General features: G+C 33.7%; 20 protein-coding genes. 10 read left to right on the plus strand and 10 right to left on the minus strand.

Annotated elements, in window-relative coordinates:
- Positions 1–106: 106 nt before the first annotated feature.
- Entirely contained in the window at positions 107–310 is a 204-nt protein-coding gene (locus BN1225_RS12860; RefSeq protein ID WP_317621645.1) for a hypothetical protein, read from the plus strand.
- Positions 311–381: 71 nt separating this feature from the next.
- Here the strand turns inward: BN1225_RS12860 and BN1225_RS12865 are convergent, their stop codons facing one another.
- Positions 382–1,356, minus strand: a complete 975-nt coding sequence (locus BN1225_RS12865; RefSeq protein WP_041140188.1) for a hypothetical protein — start codon at positions 1,354–1,356, stop codon at positions 382–384.
- Between the two features lie 169 nt (positions 1,357–1,525).
- Between BN1225_RS12865 and BN1225_RS12870 the strand changes: the two genes are divergently transcribed.
- A complete protein-coding gene (locus BN1225_RS12870; protein ID WP_041140189.1) occupies positions 1,526–3,043 on the plus strand; it encodes a family 1 glycosylhydrolase in 1,518 nt (505 codons plus the stop codon).
- A gap of 1,038 nt (positions 3,044–4,081) precedes the next feature.
- On the opposite strand, the gene BN1225_RS12880 is transcribed toward BN1225_RS12870, so the two are convergent.
- Entirely contained in the window at positions 4,082–5,413 is a 1,332-nt protein-coding gene (locus tag BN1225_RS12880; RefSeq protein WP_041140191.1) for a M20/M25/M40 family metallo-hydrolase, read from the minus strand.
- Positions 5,414–5,548: 135 nt separating this feature from the next.
- Between BN1225_RS12880 and aguA the strand changes: the two genes are divergently transcribed.
- Both aguA and aguB read left to right on the plus strand, forming a co-directional pair.
- On the plus strand, positions 5,549–6,649 hold the full coding sequence (gene aguA, locus BN1225_RS12885; RefSeq protein ID WP_041140192.1) for an agmatine deiminase: 1,101 nt from the start codon (positions 5,549–5,551) through the stop codon (positions 6,647–6,649).
- Positions 6,650–7,531, plus strand: a complete 882-nt coding sequence (gene aguB / locus BN1225_RS12890) for an N-carbamoylputrescine amidase (RefSeq protein ID WP_041140193.1) — start codon at positions 6,650–6,652, stop codon at positions 7,529–7,531.
- A gap of 864 nt (positions 7,532–8,395) precedes the next feature.
- Here aguB and BN1225_RS15060 read toward each other — a convergent pair.
- Positions 8,396–8,518, minus strand: a complete 123-nt coding sequence (locus tag BN1225_RS15060; RefSeq protein WP_278247271.1) for a hypothetical protein — start codon at positions 8,516–8,518, stop codon at positions 8,396–8,398.
- Positions 8,519–8,867: 349 nt separating this feature from the next.
- Positions 8,868–9,245, minus strand: coding sequence for a winged helix-turn-helix transcriptional regulator (locus BN1225_RS12900; protein WP_041140194.1), 378 nt, complete (start codon positions 9,243–9,245; stop codon positions 8,868–8,870).
- A 153-nt stretch (positions 9,246–9,398) separates the two neighbouring features.
- Between BN1225_RS12900 and BN1225_RS12905 the strand changes: the two genes are divergently transcribed.
- Positions 9,399–9,689, plus strand: coding sequence for a hypothetical protein (locus BN1225_RS12905; protein WP_041140195.1), 291 nt, complete (start codon positions 9,399–9,401; stop codon positions 9,687–9,689).
- A gap of 68 nt (positions 9,690–9,757) precedes the next feature.
- Here the strand turns inward: BN1225_RS12905 and BN1225_RS12910 are convergent, their stop codons facing one another.
- A complete protein-coding gene (locus BN1225_RS12910; RefSeq protein WP_041140196.1) occupies positions 9,758–10,465 on the minus strand; it encodes a helix-turn-helix domain-containing protein in 708 nt (235 codons plus the stop codon).
- Between the two features lie 228 nt (positions 10,466–10,693).
- Here BN1225_RS12910 and BN1225_RS12915 point away from each other — a divergent pair, with 228 nt between their 5' ends.
- From BN1225_RS12915 to BN1225_RS12925, 5 genes are all read left to right on the plus strand, one after another.
- The gene (locus BN1225_RS12915; protein ID WP_041140197.1) at positions 10,694–11,917 is read left to right on the plus strand and encodes a MalY/PatB family protein; all 1,224 of its coding nucleotides are present in this window, start codon (positions 10,694–10,696) and stop codon (positions 11,915–11,917) included.
- A gap of 251 nt (positions 11,918–12,168) precedes the next feature.
- Entirely contained in the window at positions 12,169–13,062 is an 894-nt protein-coding gene (locus tag BN1225_RS12920; RefSeq protein WP_041140198.1) for an ROK family protein, read from the plus strand.
- An 81-nt stretch (positions 13,063–13,143) separates the two neighbouring features.
- Positions 13,144–13,413, plus strand: coding sequence for a family 4 glycosyl hydrolase (locus BN1225_RS15135; protein WP_197066574.1), 270 nt, complete (start codon positions 13,144–13,146; stop codon positions 13,411–13,413).
- A gap of 16 nt (positions 13,414–13,429) precedes the next feature.
- Entirely contained in the window at positions 13,430–13,558 is a 129-nt protein-coding gene (locus tag BN1225_RS15065; protein ID WP_278247272.1) for a hypothetical protein, read from the plus strand.
- 15 nt (positions 13,559–13,573) lie between these two features.
- Entirely contained in the window at positions 13,574–13,936 is a 363-nt protein-coding gene (locus BN1225_RS12925) for an OsmC family protein (protein ID WP_041140199.1), read from the plus strand.
- A gap of 305 nt (positions 13,937–14,241) precedes the next feature.
- On the opposite strand, the gene BN1225_RS12930 is transcribed toward BN1225_RS12925, so the two are convergent.
- The 5 genes from BN1225_RS12930 to BN1225_RS12950 form a co-directional block, all read right to left on the minus strand.
- Positions 14,242–14,520, minus strand: a complete 279-nt coding sequence (locus BN1225_RS12930; protein WP_041140200.1) for an HPr family phosphocarrier protein — start codon at positions 14,518–14,520, stop codon at positions 14,242–14,244.
- A 191-nt stretch (positions 14,521–14,711) separates the two neighbouring features.
- A complete protein-coding gene (locus BN1225_RS12935) occupies positions 14,712–15,749 on the minus strand; it encodes a helix-turn-helix domain-containing protein (protein WP_041140201.1) in 1,038 nt (345 codons plus the stop codon).
- A 120-nt stretch (positions 15,750–15,869) separates the two neighbouring features.
- Positions 15,870–16,544, minus strand: coding sequence for an ABC transporter ATP-binding protein (locus BN1225_RS12940; protein ID WP_041140202.1), 675 nt, complete (start codon positions 16,542–16,544; stop codon positions 15,870–15,872).
- 3 nt (positions 16,545–16,547) lie between these two features.
- Positions 16,548–17,978 carry an ABC transporter permease gene (locus tag BN1225_RS12945; RefSeq protein WP_197066567.1) on the minus strand — a complete coding sequence of 477 codons (1,431 nt, stop codon included), beginning with the start codon at positions 17,976–17,978 and terminating at the stop codon, positions 16,548–16,550.
- Positions 17,979–18,085: 107 nt separating this feature from the next.
- On the minus strand, positions 18,086–19,456 hold the full coding sequence (locus tag BN1225_RS12950; RefSeq protein WP_041140204.1) for a glycoside hydrolase family 1 protein: 1,371 nt from the start codon (positions 19,454–19,456) through the stop codon (positions 18,086–18,088).
- Between the last annotated feature and the right edge of the window lie 114 nt (positions 19,457–19,570).

A 19,570-nucleotide genomic window follows, 5' to 3' on the forward strand; every position in this document is an offset into this window, starting at 1 on the left:
CTTATGGTAGGTACCTGCTTATTGACAGATATTCTGTAATATAGTTACCATAAAAATAAAGAATGCTGTACGTGGTGATGCCGCAAAAATCTATTCAGATTACAAGTTGCCATTTCTTGAAACAATCGAAGGAGCTATGACAAAAGATCTTTTAATAAGAGATGAAGATGTTCAAGTACTGCATGGATTTGATACAATCGAACATGCACAAGCTTATTTAAGCAGTCCCTTATTTCAAAATGATGTTTTTGTCAGTTTAAAACCATTATGGAGCAGTGAGCCGGAAGTTCGTATTTACACTGTTGCTTAATTTTTTATGAAAAACGTGAATCGTGATATAATCCCTGTCAAGTAGACAAGGACAAATCATGACCCACGTTTTTATTGTTTGCTAAGGCTTTTCATTTGAAGTAATACTGACATGTTTTCTCTCGTATCTCCTACTAAAATATTTGGATATTTTTCTGAGATGTAAGAAAGTAACATTCGCATTTCTTCATGACTTTTAAAATTTAAACTACTGGCAGAAAGAATCGTTTTCTTTTTTAAATCACGATCGTAAATTATTAATCGCGTGTCTTTAGACAGACCATGACGCTCATAGATCATGACAATATCTTCATAGGCAATCATAAATGGCACCGGGTGATTACACACTAAATAATTAGGAAGCAGCACAGCTTTCAGATGATAAAATGCATGAATCGGATGCTGTAGCTCCTCAAGTGCCGATTGTTCTTCACCACGATAACAAATATTGGCAAAATATGGACTGAAACGACGTGTATAAATCATCTCTCCTGCCTTCAAGATCCATATCGCTAAAAAGAAGACTACGGTAAATACCATGCAGATACCAATTTGATAAGCATTAGGCGTCATATCATGATCTAAATACTGATATCCGGTATAATAAACCAATTCCTCAATCGTATCCACCGGATCTGAATAAATCTGATTGAAGATAGGAATCAACCCTTTTAACACATCATCACTTACCTCATTGTCCGGCACACCATAGACTTTGGCAGTATGATTTTTCCCGTTTTGCAGATAAACGAGTGCTTGATCAAGCCCATCTTCCGCTTGATGATATATATAGCAATATCCATCTTTTTCTACAATATAGTATCCCTGATAATGATCTTGACTGATGAAGTCAATATCCATATAGGCATATTGTAAATCTGTTGCTTCTTCAAAACGGATGGCTTCCGGTTCAATAAAACAAAAGACAATCATTAAAATAAACATTAAAAGCGACAATAAAGCAAATATTCTTTTTAGATTCCGATATACGCGATAAGGATAAAGAACTTTAATCATATCACGCAGTCTATTCATTTGGTATTTCATCAAAACTCCCCTTTTTGTAATTTTATCATATCATGATTTTTAAAATATAGGTAGACCTTGCTCCCTAGAAATCTTTTCAAAATCAGAACCGATTCCATTTTATGAAAATTACCATTCCTTTCATGATATTTTGATATGATAAACCTGTACTATGAAGGAGGATATAAAAATGGCATTTCCTAAAGGATTTTTATGGGGCGGAGCTACCGCAGCCAATCAATATGAAGGAGGTTATAACGAAGGAGGGCGCGGATTAGCTATCTCTGATATGATCTCTGCCGGTTCACATACAGAACCACGTAAGATTTATTATCGTACAAAAGAAGGTGAAATCGAATCAACGACATTGGGATCATCCCTTCCTGAAGGGGCAGTAGGCATCATTAAAGACGATGTGTACTACCCAAGTCATCAAGCAACGGATTTTTATCATCATTATAAAGAGGATATTGCTTTATTTGCGGAAATGGGATTCAAATGTTATCGTTTATCTATTTCTTGGACACGAATCTTTCCAAACGGAGATGACGAAACACCAAATGAAGAAGGTTTAAAATTCTATGATGATGTTTTTGACGAATGTTTGAAATATGGTATTGAACCATTAGTGACAATCTTACATTTTGATATGCCTCAGCACCTTGCTGATGCGTATGGGGGATGGGCAAACCGTAAATTAATTGATCTTTTTGTCCGTTACAGCGAAACATTATACAGACGTTATCAAAATAAAGTCAAATATTGGATTACCGTGAATGAAATCAATGTATTAGGCGGTTATTGGACATTGGGAACTACAAATAAAACAGCCAATACTACTAAAATCGAAGGCAGTGTGACACCGAATTCATTTAAACCAGAAGAAGCTGCAAGCAAATATCAGGCTATTCATCATTTAATGATTGCAAGCAGTCTTTCAAATAAGGTCGGTCATGACATTAATCCTGACTTTAAAATCGGATGTATGCTGGCATTAAGTGGAATCTATCCAAAAACATGTCAGCCTGAAGATGTATTCGGTGCCTATGATTTCAGAAGAAGAGCTTTACTTTTTGCCGATGTCATGATGAGAGGTTACTATCCTGCTTACGCTAAAGGCATCTACGAAGAATATGGTTTTGAATTAAAAATGGAGCCGGGAGATGAAGCGATCTTAAAACAATATCCAAGTGAGTTCTTAGCTTTCTCTTACTATCGTACGACCGCTTTTGATCATACAGCAGAAGTTACTGTCACCACCGGTGGACAGCAAGCATCTTCTAATCCTTATTTACCTGAAACCCCTTGGGGATGGCCAATCGATCCAAAAGGACTTCGTTATGTACTGAACGAACTTTATGACCGTTATCAAAAACCATTGTGGATCGTTGAAAACGGAATGGGAAATATTGATGTCGTAGAAGAAGACGGTTCAATCAATGATGATTATCGTATCGATTATATGGCAAAACATATTGCCGAAATGAAAATTGCAGTCGAAAAAGACGGTGTAGATCTTATCGGTTATACCCCTTGGGGATGTATTGATTTAGTTTCTGCCGGAACCGGAGAAATGAAAAAACGCTATGGTTTCATCTATGTCGATATGGACGATCAAGGAAATGGTTCTTTAAAACGCAGTAAGAAAAGATCCTTTGACTGGTATAAAAAAGTCATTGCTTCTAACGGAGAAGATTTATCATTTTAGTCTAACTTATAATATTTACTACAATAAATAATAACCCTTATGCAGCTTTTAATCATGCTGTATATGGGTTATTTTTTCTAATCATCAAATATTTATCGATTGTATTTGTTAATATTAAAAAGTTTACCCCCTATTATGAGGACTCTGGCAATTTAAAAGCAAAACAATCAGCCTTTAAAATATGTTATAATTAGAGTGAAAAAGCTTTAAGAGAGGAGAGAGGACTTTGAAATGGCAGTTAAAAAATGAGCTTAATACACTCTTATATTTTACATTTTGTTTCTTTATTAATTTTTTGGTTATAAGATGGAATATCCATATCAACCTCATCTTATATATCCTGAATATTTTATTCTTTTTAGGTATTTATAAAAAATATAAATATATAAATGCATTAAAGGCAATCTTTATTATTCTAATGCTCATAATGGGTCACTATGCTATATCAACTGATATTTCTCTTTCTTTTATTAGTGTGCTTATAACGTGGATAGCATTATCTTTAATGATGATCATTTATAATAAGTGGAAAATACAGATAAATAAAAAATTAATGATTTTTGTTTCTCTGTATGTTGTCTTACTGGTTTTATTATTTGTTTATAGAAATCCTATATTTTATTTATTAACATTACTTTCTAGTTCTTTTAATTGTTTAGTTATATTGGATATAATGTCAGCAAATGACAGTCATCTATCCTATAACTCAAAAGAAATGCCTAATTAAGCATTTCTTTTTTAATGCAAGAAAGTAATTCTGCTCTCCGCTTCTTTAATATTTTTACCTTCTAATTCTTTTAGTTTATTTATCTCTTTTTATAAAAGCAGTGAAATTTATTTCCTAACATTACGTTTTAGCTTAATAAATACCTCTTCGTTTATATTTTTTCACAAAAGCATCCCCTATAAAAGAATTATACTCAGTTAATATAAAAGCACCTTTACATTGGGTGTGTTATCCCCTTCTCCTGGTTTATCCAGTAAAGAGAGAACATGACATTACCTAAATTTTAAGGTGCATTTTATATTTACTTTATATTATTTCCCATAATTTTGAAGCATTTGATAAAAGAAGCGGATTCCCAATTCTAAATCCTCAAAACGCAGGAATTCATTCACACCATGAATGGTTTTTAATTCTTCCTCACTGCATTTAAAAGGACCGAACTTATAAATATGATCACAAATATCATCAAAGTATTTTGAATCCGTCGCTCCCACCATAACGAATGGGACAGCTGCTTTTAGTTCAGGGCAAACCTCTTTAATTGTCTGCTGTAAAAGTTGATACTCTTCATCCATTTTTGAAATTTTAGAAGGTTCTGAACATTGCTGAAGTTCTAATTCAAAATCATCTCCGATTACTTCACTTATATGATTGATTAAGCTGTCAATCGAATCTCCCGGAATAATTCGGAAGTTCACCATAATAGATGCTATGCTGGGCAATACATTGGGGGCCGGTGATCCCAGTGCCATCGTTACCGCTGTGGTTGTTCTTAAAAGGGCATTGGCTGAAGCCATATTTGCTACCACAGCCTCTACTTTCTTTGAATCATTAACATCTAAATGACTGCTGATTTCATCTGGCAGGAATGGTTTTAGGGTGTTCATCATTTCTTTAAAAACATCGCTCACAATAATCGGCATTTGCTGTTCTTCTAACAAGGAAGCCGCCTTACAAACTTTACCTAAAGCCGTATGAATCGGTGGCATTGAGGAGTGTCCGCCAATCCCTTGAGCGGTTATTTTTACGTTGGCAAACCCTTTTTCACAGACTCCGATTAAGGCAATATTCCCGGGAATACCCATTACATTATTACTAATTGTTCCCCCCTCATCAATGACGGTACCGATTTTAATCCCATTTTGCTTTAAGTGTTCGACAATCTTTGCCATTCCGTTGCGGCCACCGTTTTCTTCATCATACCCTAAACAAAAATACAGATCATAATCAAATTCTTTTCCATCTTTTAAAGCTAATTCTGTAGCTTCAAAAAACGCAACCATTTGATTCTTCATATCTTTGGCTCCACGTCCATAAATAATACGATTTTCAATCGTTCCGGAAAAAGCATCAAATTTCCATTGATCGACTGTTTCTTCATCTACTGGCACAACATCCATATGTGCCATAAATAAAAGCGGCAATTTTTTTGATTCTTTTGCTTTAAATGTATATAGTAACGCCCCGGTATTAATTACTTCTACTTTTGCTCTCTGATGAATCAGCGGATAAGTCTCTTTAAGCCATTGATGTATTTTCAAAAAAGGCTCAAAATCAATTTCCTCATAATTACGACTAGATAAACTTTTAATTTGAATCACTTCACTTAAATGCTTAGCAGCTTCTTCTATTTTTATATTCATTCTATTTCCTCCAATCTTTTAGTTTTATTCTATACCTCTTTATTTTAAATTGAAAGCCCTTTTAATATTTCAGTATGAATTTATGTTTACAAGCCAAACATGTTTTTCTATAATGGAATAAAGATGGAGGTGCCTATGAAAATTTTAAGCTCTACCCCTAAACAGGATGGTTTTTATATGCCAGCAGAATTTGATCTGCATGATGGTTGTTTTATGATTTGGCCCGAGCGTGCTGATTCATGGCAGTTTGGTGCAATTAGAGCACGTCAGGTTTTTGTTGAAGTGGCAAGTACGATCGGAAAAACTGAAAAATTAATTATGTGTGCCAGCCATAAGCAATACCATAATGCCAGAGAAATGTTGCCTGATTATGTGCGTGTTGTCGAAATGAGCAGTGATGATGCTTGGGCAAGAGATGTGGGCCCGACTTTTGTCAGAAACAAAGAAGGAATAGTTCGGGGGATCGATTGGTATTTTAATGCCTGGGGTGGTCTTGAAGACGGTCTCTATTTTCCTTGGGATAAAGATAATCAAATGGCAAAAAAAATGTGTGATCTTTTAGATAAAGATATTTATGATGCTCAAGATTTTGTGTTAGAAGGCGGATCGATTCATGTAGATGGTGAAGGAACCGCCATTGTGACCGAAGCTTGTTTGTTAAGTAAAGGTCGTAATCCAGCTTTAACAAAAGAAGAAATAACAAAAAAACTAAAAGATTATTTGAATGTTGAAAAAGTAATTTGGTTAAAATCCGGAATTTATAATGATGAAACAAATGAACATGTTGATAATATCTGTGCTTACATCAGGCCCGGAGAAGTGGTTCTAGCTTGGTGTGAGGACAAGAATGATCCCCAATATGCAATGTCAAAAAGCTGTTTAGACATTTTAGATAAGGAAACCGATGCCAAAGGAAGACAGCTTATTGTTCATAAAATGCCAATGCCTTCTCCGATTTTCATCACACAGGAAGAATGTGACGGATTGGATCATATGAATTTTGAACCTACGCGTTCCCCGGGGGAGCGATTGGCAGGCTCATATGTAAATTTTTATATTGCAAATAAACAGATTATCATGCCCGGATTCAACGATCCTATGGATCAAGAGGCTAAAGCGCTGTTACAGCGACTATTCCCGGATCGCCAAGTGATCCAGATTTATGCACGTGATATCTTAATCGGCGGCGGAAATATTCATTGTATTACTCAGCAAATACCTAAAGGAGGACTATAAATGAGAAAAGTAACCGTTGGAAGTATTCAAATGTCAATGTCATGGAATAAAGAAGAAACTCTTGCCAAGGCTGAAAAACTTGTTCGTGAAGCCGCAAAAAAGGGAGCTCAAATTATTCTGTTGCCTGAACTTTTCGAGACTCCTTATTTTTGTCAGGAAAAAAATTATGATCATTATCAGTTAGCGACGACAATTCAAAGCAATCCTGCTATCCAACACTTCAAACCGATTGCAAAAGAATTGGATATTGTTTTGCCTATTAGCTTTTATGAGATTGACGGTAATTCTCTATTTAATACCGTAGCCATGATAGATACAAACGGAGAAGTGATGGGGATTTATCGTAAAACCCATATTCCCGATGACCATTTTTACCAAGAGAAATTCTATTTCACTCCGGGAGATACCGGTTTTAAAGTATGGCAGACGAAATATGGAAATATCGGAGTTGGAATCTGTTGGGATCAATGGTTTCCTGAATCAGCTAGGTGTATGGCTTTATTAGGTGCAGAGTTATTATTTTATCCTACTGCAATTGGCAGTGAACCGGTGTTAGATTGTGACAGTATGCCTCATTGGCGTCGCTGTATGCAAGGACATGCGGCGAGTAATGTTATGCCTTTAATCGCCAGCAATCGTATCGGTGAGGAAAAAGTGCTTCCAAGCAAAGACAACAATTATCAAGAATCCAGTTTAACTTTCTACGGTTCTTCTTTTATCACCGATGAAACCGGTGAAATCGTGGAAAGTGGTCATCGAGATCAAGAAGAAATTCTTATTCATACCTTTGATTTAGATGCCATTAAGGAAATGCGTCTAAGCTGGGGTGTTTTCCGTGACCGCCGTCCGGAAGCCTACACGCCGATCATGAAAAACAAGTAAAGTCTCATACAACCTATGTACAATAGGTATACAACCCAAAAAGTGCGATAAAATCAATATTTTTAACCGTATGTAACATGGGGCAGTCATACATATAAATCATGAATTTTTCCGTAAAAAAATGGATATTTTCCATAAATTCCCATGAAAAGAAAGCAGGTTTCTTAGATGATATCTGCTTTTTATTTTTAGAAAAGTAATAACAAAAAATTTTATTACAGAAAGACACATAAACAGTATGTTAAAAATGATTTTGAAAAAACACTAATTGAAAATATGAAAAATTACTTTAACTAGCTTTCCAAAGAGTATAATTATCCTACTTTTAAAAATATTAAAAAGCTATTTGCAGTTACATTTAAGTACACAATTCGTACAAAGTATATAATTGACCATCTTGCACCTAATATTCTCTTGCCTGATAAGCAAACAATCAATGATGATTTGAATAAATTGATAGTTGCAGTACAGAAAATAAATACAATCATTACAAAACAAAAAAGCTAAGGTTATAAATAAATCATATGTATTGGTCTTATCATAGGAAGATATATAAATTTAAGAATGAGTGAAGTTTTAGCTTTAAAAAAGTGAATTTAATTTGGATAATAATCGTTCGACTGTACAAAGAAGAATAGAATATGCTGGTTTGAAAAGGCTGATATGTATTTAACAGAAAAACTAAGAGCTGCATAAGTACAGTTGTAATAAATAGATGATTAAGTAATTACTTAAGAGTATGTTTTAATTATAATCGTACAATTTACTTATATGTGAAGCCTGTGGTATCTGCAACTTTCCAAAATAGAATTAGAAAAATATCAAAAAAGGATCAATTTTTATTGAAGAATACGACGCTGTCATTCAAAAACAATCGCTGCCTTTTCTTCGATTGTTGATTCTTCCTTGCTTGAACATCAGCTCACAATTTTTTAAGTATTCTACCTCTGCTTCTAAATATTGATTTTTATTTTCAAGAAATTTCATTTTTAACTTCTGGTGTCATATCTTATTTTTGATAACAAACCATATTCCAAAACAACAGACATAGAGGAACGATTATCAATGAGTGCCTTATTTATAATTTCTTTTTTAAGTGTCGATGAATAATAATTATTTTTATCTACTCTTAAGATATCTATGAATCTAATTAAATATTCAATTCTTGCTTTACAAATTTTAAATTTCTTCACTAATGTGGATAAACTTTCTCCATTCATCCTTCTATGATATATTTCAATTTTTTATTCTCTTGTCAATTTCGCCATTATAAAATGCACCTTCATTAATTTGTTGTCCAATTAATGGGGTGCACTTCAGTATGAGCCGGTTTTAATTATTTATTGTAATCACATTGCCTACATTGAATCATAGTATTATCACTGTCTTCACGATGATAAACTCCAGACCATTTACAAATATTTTGTAATATTGGAACAACAGATTTTCCTTTATCAGTTAGTGAATATTCTACTCGTGGTGGTATTTGATCATAGGATTGTCTAGTGACAATATTATTGCTAATTAATTCTTTAAGCATGGAAGCAAGAACTGCATCAGTGATATTGCCCATTTCTTTTCGCAGTTGGCTATACCTAAGTACATCCTTTTTTGCTAATACACAGATAATTCTTGATTTCCATTTTCCGCCAAATATTTCTAATCCATACTCTAATGGACAGCGAATGTCCTTATCTAATTTATGTTGATACATATGAAGCTATCCTCCTTATACTGTTATTATAATATTCTTACTATAGAACAACAAGTCACTAATAAATTTAATAGTAACTTATAAATTCATTAACGTATTCCATGTTGATAAACAGTTTTTTATAATAGCACTGGATAAGAAGGAGGAATAACAATGAATGTAAAAGCTTATCTAGAAATTACAATGCAGATTGAGGAAACCAAGAGACCCGCTGCGGCAAAGGTTTACACAGATTATCGTGAACCATTTTTGCAAACTATTGAAGGAGCATTAACAAAAGATTTATTGATAAGAGACGAAGATGTCCAAGTATTGCATGGATTTGACAGTGTAGAGCATGCAAAGGCTTATTTAACAAGTGAAATGTTCCAGAAGGATGTTTTTGTAGGGTTGAAGCCATTATGGGCATCAGATCCGGATGTTAGAATTTATTTAGTAGCGTAATTCTTAAAGAATTACTAATAGTAGCAGAGGACAGGTAAATTTATCTGTCCTCTTAATGGGTAAAAGTTTTATGTTACAGACATCATGTTATATAGTTTAAGTAACCGAATATCTTCTTTAGATATTTTTAATGAATTAATAAGTTCATCATCTTCATTTAATCTTTTTTTTGAAATAAGTATTTTCGTTGCGATAGGCATCATAGGTCTTGAAGAAAAACCATTGAATAATCCCCACTTAGTGTCAGTATCCAGATAAGGTGCTAAGATCTGAATACTTGCTTTTTCCATAGGAGAATCTTGATTTGTCAAAATGATGTTGGTTAATGCATCAAAGTGTTCCATATAACCCCAATAAGTGTTTTCACAATTTTGATATGTTTCATAATCTTTAAAATTCATATACATCATAGTTTTAAATTGTTGCGATTCTGCCTTGAATAAAATCTCAAAGACACATCGTATAAGTTGATGACTACGACCATCATAGATGTACGCATAAAACTGTGTAATATGGCTAAAAAAAGAAGGAACATTTTTGGCATAAGTAGCAGTTGATGCTTGCTTTTTGTAATAAAGTAATTGTTCAATATTCACTGATAGAGCAGCAGCTATGTCATACAAGGTTTCAATATCTATTGATATTTCTCCTTTTTCATATTTCGATATTGTTGATTTACTTTTATAGATTATAAGTGCTAATTCATCTAGTGTTAGTTTTCTCATTTTTCTGAAAGTTCGAATTCGTCTTCCGATTTCTTGACTAATTTCTGTCATTTTTATTCTCCTAAAGTTTCGTTAAAATACACAAATTGATAATAATGTAAATTATTTAATACTTTCAATATATTTTAACATTTAGGATACTAAAAATCCATTATCATTCAATATCTGAAATAAAATTCTACTCTCATGAAACTTTTGACTTTTTGACGCTAAGAATATAACTTGTTAAAATTGGATTGTATACAAATTATGTTTGTAATAATAGGAGGGAATATAAATATGTACAACTTTGATGAGATTATTGACAGAAGAAATACGAATGCGATGAATACAGATGGCTTTCGTGATTACATTTTTCATGCAGATGAAACAATGGTGTTTCCTTATAAAGATGAAGAATTTATTAGAATGTGGGTTGCAGATATGGAATTTGCAACTCCTGATGTTGTAATAGAGGGAATTGAAAAGCGTTTAAAAGATAGAATCTTTGGATATACAAGGGTATTTTCAAGGGAATATTATGATGCGTTTGTATCATGGTGTCAAAAGCGTTATGATTGGGAATTTAATCGAGATGAGCTTGTCATGTCGAATGGAATAATCCCAGCATTATATGAATTGGTTGATTATATCTGTGAAATAGATGAGAAGGTATTATTTTTAACACCATCTTATGCATATTTTAAATATGCTGCTGATTTTAATGATAGAGAAAGTGTGTGCAGTGATTTAATCAATCATGATGGCTATTATGAAATTGATTTCGAAGATTTTGAAAAGAAGGCTTCTGATGTTAAAACCAAATTACTTATATTATGCAATCCTCATAACCCAACAGGAAGAGTATGGAGAGAAGAAGAATTGAAACAGTTAGCTCATATTATTGAGAAATATCAATTATGGGTTATATCTGATGAAATTCACTGTGATCTTATTCGCCAGAATCAAAAGCATGTTCCATTAGGAAAAGTGATGCCTTCATATAATCAGCTCATAACCTGTATGGCACCAACTAAAACATTTAATTTGGCAGGATTAATGATTTCTAACGTTATAATCAGAGATAAAAAATTAAGACAAAAGTGGTTAGAACGTCACTATAATTTTGACAATCCATTGAGTATCGCTGCTGCACAAAGTGCATATGAAAAGGGCGAAGAATGGTTAAAAGAACTGCAAAAATATTTGGATAACAATTTTAAATTGACTCAAGAATATTTAAAAGAGCATCTTCCCAAAGCAAAATTTAATGTTTCAGAGGCTACTTATCTGGCATGGGTAGATTTGAGTGCATATTTTGAACCTGATGAACATTTGCCATTATTCTTTGCGTATAAAGCAGGCGTTTTATTAGAAGGTGGAAATATGTTTGTACAAAATTCTGATTGTTTTATTCGCTTGAATCTGGCATGTCCCAAAGCAACTTTGATAGAAGGATTAAGAAGAATATGTGATGCTGTTAATACAAAGCATACAAAAAAGTATTTGGGTGAAACAGATTAATGTATTTATTAGCCTAATTAGAGTAAAGAAAATAATTGGAAAATAGAAAATATATTTTATAGGAGAAAAATTGTCTATATGTTTCAACAAGAAAAAAATGCAAACGAATCTAGGTTCATTTAGCTTTAATTTATGTGTGTTGTATTTATTTGATGTTCTTTATTCTGGTGTTTTTAATGTTTAATGTGAAAAGAATTTAAATAACAAGATTAAATATTCTAAAGTATATGAAAAAAGAAAAGGAGAATCTTATGAACTATTTAGGAATAGATATTGGTGGAACATTTATTAAATATGCAATTGTTGATAAAAACATACATATAATTAAAAAATGGAAAAAAGAGACTAAACATTTTACAAACGCAGATGATTTCTATGATTATGTCTGTAGTGATATTGATTCTTCACAAATTGATTTAATTGGGGTGAGTGCTCCCGGTGTTATTAATCAATTATCAGAAGTTTTAACCGAAACATCACCCAATACGAAAATCATGTATCAGACCTGTATTAATCAAGAAATTAAGAAAAGACTTGTTAAAGAAACTTATTCAATTAATGATGCAAAGGCGGCTGGTTTTTGTGAATTAAAATTAGGAAGTGCAAAGGGTACAAAGTCATCAGCATTTATGATCATAGGGACTGGAATTGGTGGATGCCTATGTGATGAGTATGGAATTATTAATGGAAATGATTCTTTAGCAGGAGAATTATCATGTTTGCCATTTAATATTGAAGATGGAAAAATTATTAGTGCGTCGCATTTTGCATCAATGACTGCTTTGATTGAAATATATAATCATATGTCACCTAAAAAAGAAAAATATGGGAAAGATATTTGTGAGAAGTACTTGCATTATGACGAAACTGCATTAAAAGCGATGGAAAAGTGGATATTAAATATATGCTTTGTTTTAAATATTTTAACACTCTGCTATAATCCTGAGGTTATCTGTATTGGTGGAGGTATTTCAGAAGAAGAGTGGTTTATCCAAAATGTTCAAAAGAAGTATGATGGACTTTTCCCTAGTCGTTTTCATTCTGTTTTAACAGCAAAAATTAAGCAGTGTAAATACCATAATGAAGCTAATCTCCTTGGTGCAATTCTATATGCCAAATCACAATTCAATAGTTCTATTGAGTAGAACAATGTTTTTAAAAACTATTATTTATTTTTAGCAAAGCGTAGAGAGACACACCATACTGCCTGTGAAACGGTTGCATCTATTTATGGTAATAAGTTATCACATATTGTTGTTACAACAAAGAACAATGGAACGGTTCCAGATTTGCCAGCCAACTGTGCAGTAGAGATTTCTTCTTACATTGGTTCATCAGGTGCTAAAACAATCGCATTTGGAAAATTGCAACCAGCTGAAAAAGGATGGCTTCAATGTATGAAAATATGGAGTTCTGTGTTGAAGAAGCTGCTGTTACAGGTGACTATGGTATGTTATGTAGGCTTTTATTTTAAACCTTCAAATCACATCAGGTGATTCAGCTAAGAGAATTATGGATGAGTTATTAATTGCTCATAAAAAATATTTACCAGAATTTACAACCAAAATTGCTGAACTTGAAAAAGAAGGAATATCAATTAAAGATGAAGTTGCAAGAAGTTTAACTGAAAAAGGACTATAAAAAAGGAGAAAATAAATGATTATTGCTACAAGTGAAAAAAACAATTATGTAACTGATATTGTTGATGGTGAGTATAAATTGAAAGCAGATGGGAGAGGAGGAATCTATCAAAGACCCACGAATATACTTGCAAGTGCTTATGCCTCATGTATGAATATAACAGTACGAAAGTTGTTAGATAAAAAGAATTTAAGCTATGATAAAGTAATTGTTTGTGTAGATTTTGATAATTCTAATTCTGAGAAAACTGTATTTTCGTATAAAATAGAGATTCTAGGAGATATAGATCAAACAGAAAAAGATGAAATTATAAAAAGTGCTAATGATTGTTCAGTATGTAAGATTTTAAAATCACAAAAAGAATTTATACCAATGTAATTCAGTTTTTAATGTGATATAGCGGTTCTTTAGATAATGAGATGATAATAGATACTAATCATATTTTTACCAAAGGAAAGGATTAGTATCTATAAACCGCATATAGCCTTTGTATACTATCTGTACAACCGTAAATAAAAGTCGTGGATTTTCCGTAAAATTAACAATAATTAGCCTAAAAATATGGATAAAATGAAGAATAACCAATAAAATCCATGTTTTTTAGATATTATAAAAAATTTTTTACTTACACCACAACATGAAAAATAAATAATATGTACTTACCCTTGGAAACAAGGGTATTTTTAATGAAGTATAACACCAATATCTGAAGAAGTAATCGCCTTTTTCATTTCTGCAATAACCGCTAATTCATCATCACCGCTAGCTTGAATAGACAAAATAGCTTTTGTCGGTACGCCTAGGGAAATGACAGCCATCATGCTTTTAAGGTTAACTTCCTTTTTCTCATAGATCATCTTTACATCACTATAAAAGTTATTTGCAATATTGACCAATACCGTTGCCGGTGTTAAATATAATCCTACCGGATCTTTTACTTCAACTGTTAACGTTTCTGCCATATTTTTACCTCCCAAACTATTATAGCATTGCCTCATTTAGATGATGTTAAATTACGTTCGTCAAAGTATGCGTCATCTTTACATGTTTTGATACAATGAGAAAGTGCCCGACATAAAGACTAAAAAACAGCTAAAATGTAATCGTCTCCTAAAGTGGGCTTAACTTTTGAGGATTACTACAAAAAGCTGTTTTACTGATCTTGATTCAAAAGTTCTTCAAATTCTTGATTGCCGTGCAAGAATTTGAGTGACTCTTCTTGTTTTATTTCGTCTGCCAATATTTTCAAATAATGTTGTGGCAGCTCCGATTCTTTTTTCGTTACAACATGAGGATAAAGCAAAGATCCATCAATCGACCATGGATGTTTCAATGCACTAAGCAATCCTTTTACGCCTTTAATCGTACAAGCCACATCTTTCTTATAAATACCATACTGCATATCCACTAAACTTGAGCCATATTCCCATAATTCGTATAATGTGATCGTTTGCTTGGAAACCTCTTTTATTCGTTCCATACTTTCCCATTCTCTAAGTTCTTTTTTTACCTTTAGCAAACAGAGCTGTGTATCCCTAAGTCCTTCTGCATAGCCTAACATCTTTTTTTCGAGTATCTCTACAGCTTTTAAATAGTCCTTTTTTTGAATCAGCAGATTTGCCTGAATCCTTGTCTTATCTACAATGCGATCTGGGATTTCGTTTAATAATGCTTCTGCCTTTTCTAATTCTCCGGCAGCGATATATTTATTGATTAAGATCGCTAATACTTGATGACGAATAATGAGATCCTCACTTTTTAATAAACGTTCGTACATTGCATCGATTTCTTTTTGATAAATCGTTTTATCTGTTTCTGCAGTCATTGCCAAAGCCCCGTCACAAAGCATCGCAACATTACAGATCAATCGATCACACTGCGGATACTCTCTTATTTTCTGTCTTGCCTCTTCCATAATATCATTAAATGGAACATTGCCAATCTTTTGCGAAAGTTCATTTACAAATAGAGTAATTTCCTGATCCGTTAATGTCTCATTAAAAGATAATAATGTATTAAGATCTACTTTCAATAAGCGAGCTAACGGAGGCAGCAAAGTAATATCAGGATAAGTATGTCCGCTTTCCCACTTACTGACTGCCGCAATCGATACCCCTAAATATTGAGCGACCTGCTCTTGAGTTAAGGATAACTGCTTACGCTGTGTTTTGATGATGTCATTGATCTTCATAGTGAACCTCCATTCCTTGTACCTTAATCATAACAAAGTTCTGATTTGCTCACAATGGAGCGGTTGTTTAATCATTTTCTTATTTATTAACCGTAAGTTAAAAACCGATCAAAAGACCGGTTAGTTAACAGGAATAAGTTTTCCCTCATGAATCCGTATAATCACATCGCATTTTTTGGCAATCTCTTGTGAATGTGTGACTAGAATAATACATTTATTTCTTTCATGAGCAAGGTCAATAAAAAGACGAATAATCTCTTTAACGGTTTTAGAATCCAGATTCCCGGTCGGTTCATCGGCTAGAATCAGGTCAACATCGCGTGCAATCGCTCTTGCAATCGCAACTCGCTGCTGTTGTCCGCCGGATAGTTTGCGAATATCTCTTGTACTCAATGATGCATCTAAACCTAAAGAGTTAAGCACTTGTAAAGCATACGCTCTTTTATTTTGCATCTTCACCTTAGAAATATTTAGGGCATTTAATACATTTTGATAAGCATTCATATAATAGATAAGATTATAAGATTGAAAAACGATGGAAATATCCTGTTGACGATAATGCGTCAGTCCTATTTCCTGAATATCTTTTCCTTTAAAATAGACTTTGCCAGCTTTAGGCTGATCCAAACCACCAGCTAATACCAAACTTGTTGTCTTACCTGAACCGGATGCCCCGACAATTGCATAAATCTTCCCCGCTTCAAAGGATTGACTGGTTTTCTTTAATATTTCCACTTGCTGATTCCCATCTTGATAATAGTAATCCAAATCTTCAAATCGCAATATTTCTTCCATTATTTAGCCTTCCTTTCTAACCAAAATTTCTCTTGGTGATAATCTCAGTATATAAAGTGCCGGAAGCAATGTTGCAGCAGTACAAATGAGTGTTGTTAAACCTGCTAACTTTAATACATCCGGTGCCGTTAAAGAAACATCTAATTCACTGTTTTGCGGCGCTGTAAATGCATTTTCAAACGCATTTCCTTTTTGTCCGCCTCTTTCATTAGGCATTTGCGAAGATCCGTTTTGACTCTCCATTCCCATTTGCGGCATCTGCATGGTGACATTGCTGTTTGATGCTCCACTTTCTAACATACCGCTGATGACATTGGCTATTAGTTTACCGCTTCCTAATGAGAGTGTAAACGCAACAATACCGATGACCGCAATTTCAATGAATTGCTGGATTATAATATTTAACTTTGTTTCTCCTAATGATACTAAAACGCCAATTTCATAAGTTCTGTTTTTAATGGTTAAGATTAAAATCAGACAAAGGATGCTCCCTCCGGCTATTACCACCACAACAACAAAAATCATGGCAAAGGATTCCATATTTTCTAAAGTGCTGATATTGCGTTCATACATCTGATCATTTGCATCTAAACTGTATGTTTCCCAATCAATTGTTGTTTTTGCTTCAGCTTCCTGTTTAAAGGCCTCTTTATGTTCGGGATCATCTAAATAATAGACCGCTGAAGTTAAATGTTCACTGTTTGTGATTGCTTTTGCTGTCCCTAGACTCACATAAAGCATATTCATTGGATTTTGTTGATTAAACATCATATTCCCCATAGAATTACTAGAGTTAATTGTAAAGATACCGACAACCTCTAATTCTGTTGTCGTACTGCCATCTACAGACGAAACTGTGATTTTACTCCCGATCGATAAATCATTTTCGTCTGCTAAAGTTTTACTCATCACAACATAGGAACTTCCTTCATCTGCCTCACTCAACAGCTTTCCTTCTGTCAATTCATAAGAACCATCAACAAATGATTCCAGATTTTGCATCGTTGTATTGCCAGATACGGAAAAATCACCTAAAGTCGTTTGGGTTGCACCATCTTTAAATTCTTCTTTCATGCCGTTTGGCACCTGCGTATTGGTCTGTGTCTCAATAGCCGTCAGCCCTTCACTATTCACACTGCCTGAAATCGAATAGTTATAACTCGCTACATAATTCAAATCTTTCAGCTGATCCGCCATTTCCTCTGTGATAGGGCTCATCACCTGATTCATCGCCTCTCCTTTTTGGCGATTTTGCATTATGTTCATCATATTCACACTTAGGGTAACATCACTCCCCAATGACTCTCGAATCTGTTTCATTGATTTTTCTGAAGCACTTTGAATCGATAAACCAGAAATAACCAGATTCGCTACTACCAACATAATGACAAATAATAATGCTGTTTTTCCTTTGTTCTTTTTTAAACTGAGCATTGCTCTCCATAGCATTTACATCATTCCTTTCCTTTATTAATATAGGAAAACAATGTGTATCAGATATCAAAAAAGTATGTGAAAAAAGCATTAGATACATCCCATATCTAATGCTTAGAAATAAAGTCCTTATACCAGTAATAAGAGGCTTTAGGCTTTCTTTTCAACTGATCTTCAAAATCGATTGCGACTAACCCATAACGTTTCTCACAGCCATTTTTCCATGAATATAAATCAAAAGCAGACCAAGCATAATATCCTCTGACATCTGCGCCTTCTTCTTTTGCTTTTAAAATAGCTTCAATATGTTCTTTCATAAATTCGATACGATATGGATCTTGCACCTGTTCTACAGTAACATCCTCACTAACCCCTATTCCATTTTCCGTAATATAGATAGGTAAATGATATTTATGCCAGGCATTTAAAATGCCTTCATAAAGTCCCTGAGGATAGATTTCCGTATCCCATTCTGTCTTTTTAGTATTGGGATCAGACACTTGTTCAAACCAACCTTTAACAATGGTTTTACTGGTCCCCTTTCCTTCTTTTCCTTTATTATTGACTATTAAAGTAGTCTCGCCTGTTGTATATGGTTTCACTAAAGCTCGAGCATAATAATTTAATCCGATAAAATCCACTGTATGATGTTTAATTACCGCTATTTTATCGGGGGTCATATAAGAAAGATCATGTCCTTCGCTCGATAATTTACCTAGCATATCAATCGGGATTTCGCCTAAAGCCGCAGTATCCAATACCCAGTTATTGCAGTAATTATCAGCATAACGCATGGCTATTCTTGTTTCAACGGTTTCATCAATGCCATTGACCGGAGTGTAGCTGTGTACAATGCCGATTTTACCGGGATACTTGCCTTCTTTAAATACCTTGACAGCTAAAGCCGAAGCATACATGACGTGAAATGCTCCTTTGATGGTCATATCGACATCATGACAGCCGGGCGGATAGTTGCCAATAAAATATCCATTGAAAATAAACCAGCGCGGTTCATTAAAGGTTACCCATATATCGACTAAGTCATGAAAATAATCAAAGCACACTTTCGCATAGTCAAGAAATGCCTGACAGGTTTCTTCATTCTGCCATCCTCCCTGTGCTTCTAAATATTGCGGAAGGTCCCAATGATAAATGGTTACATTAGGCACAAGTCCATAATGATGACACGCCTTTAAAACCGAGCGATAGAAAGCGATGCCTTTCTCGTTTACTTCCCCTTGAGGATTCTTTATTATTCTTGGCCATGATAAAGAAAAACGAAATGAATTTTGTCCCCCTTCTTTTGCCATTTTTAAATCTTCATCAAAGCGATGATAAAAATCACTGGCGACATCACCATTTTCTAATTGAAATTCATGCAAATAATGATCCCACATGCTTTCCAGTTTATCATCTTCCCGCCATGCTCCTTCACATTGATAAGAAGCTGTTGCACTACCCCATAAAAATTGCTTCATGTTTTTCACCTCTGATTTTATTATAAACATCTCCGTTTAAATCGTATGTTGAATTACAGAAACTGAAAGAAAATATTACCACGCCTTAAATACGGATTAAAATATTTTGTTCTT

The organism is Beduini massiliensis (genome assembly GCF_000829905.1).
In the GTDB taxonomy this organism is placed as follows: Bacteria; Bacillota_I; Bacilli_A; order Erysipelotrichales; family Coprobacillaceae; genus Beduini; species Beduini massiliensis.

Bases quoted from the DNA above. Each gene is read 5' to 3' on its own strand.
- BN1225_RS12935 (WP_041140201.1), bottom strand. From the start codon at position 15,749: ATGAAGATCAATGACATCATCAAAACACAGCGTAAGCAGTTATCCTTA.
- BN1225_RS12945 (WP_197066567.1), bottom strand. From the start codon at position 17,978: ATGCTCAGTTTAAAAAAGAACAAAGGAAAAACAGCATTATTATTTGTC.
- BN1225_RS12930 (WP_041140200.1), bottom strand. From the start codon at position 14,520: ATGGCAGAAACGTTAACAGTTGAAGTAAAAGATCCGGTAGGATTATAT.
- BN1225_RS12910 (WP_041140196.1), bottom strand. From the start codon at position 10,465: ATGACAGAAATTAGTCAAGAAATCGGAAGACGAATTCGAACTTTCAGA.
- BN1225_RS12880 (WP_041140191.1), bottom strand. From the start codon at position 5,413: ATGAATATAAAAATAGAAGAAGCTGCTAAGCATTTAAGTGAAGTGATT.
- BN1225_RS12915 (WP_041140197.1), top strand. From the start codon at position 10,694: ATGTACAACTTTGATGAGATTATTGACAGAAGAAATACGAATGCGATG.
- BN1225_RS12900 (WP_041140194.1), bottom strand. From the start codon at position 9,245: ATGTATCAACATAAATTAGATAAGGACATTCGCTGTCCATTAGAGTAT.
- BN1225_RS12920 (WP_041140198.1), top strand. From the start codon at position 12,169: ATGAACTATTTAGGAATAGATATTGGTGGAACATTTATTAAATATGCA.
- BN1225_RS15060 (WP_278247271.1), bottom strand. From the start codon at position 8,518: ATGAAATTTCTTGAAAATAAAAATCAATATTTAGAAGCAGAGGTAGAA.
- BN1225_RS12940 (WP_041140202.1), bottom strand. From the start codon at position 16,544: ATGGAAGAAATATTGCGATTTGAAGATTTGGATTACTATTATCAAGAT.
- BN1225_RS12950 (WP_041140204.1), bottom strand. From the start codon at position 19,456: ATGAAGCAATTTTTATGGGGTAGTGCAACAGCTTCTTATCAATGTGAA.
- BN1225_RS12925 (WP_041140199.1), top strand. From the start codon at position 13,574: ATGATTATTGCTACAAGTGAAAAAAACAATTATGTAACTGATATTGTT.
- BN1225_RS12865 (WP_041140188.1), bottom strand. From the start codon at position 1,356: ATGAAATACCAAATGAATAGACTGCGTGATATGATTAAAGTTCTTTAT.
- BN1225_RS12905 (WP_041140195.1), top strand. From the start codon at position 9,399: ATGAATGTAAAAGCTTATCTAGAAATTACAATGCAGATTGAGGAAACC.
- BN1225_RS12870 (WP_041140189.1), top strand. From the start codon at position 1,526: ATGGCATTTCCTAAAGGATTTTTATGGGGCGGAGCTACCGCAGCCAAT.
- aguB (WP_041140193.1), top strand. From the start codon at position 6,650: ATGAGAAAAGTAACCGTTGGAAGTATTCAAATGTCAATGTCATGGAAT.
- aguA (WP_041140192.1), top strand. From the start codon at position 5,549: ATGAAAATTTTAAGCTCTACCCCTAAACAGGATGGTTTTTATATGCCA.
- BN1225_RS15065 (WP_278247272.1), top strand. From the start codon at position 13,430: ATGGATGAGTTATTAATTGCTCATAAAAAATATTTACCAGAATTTACA.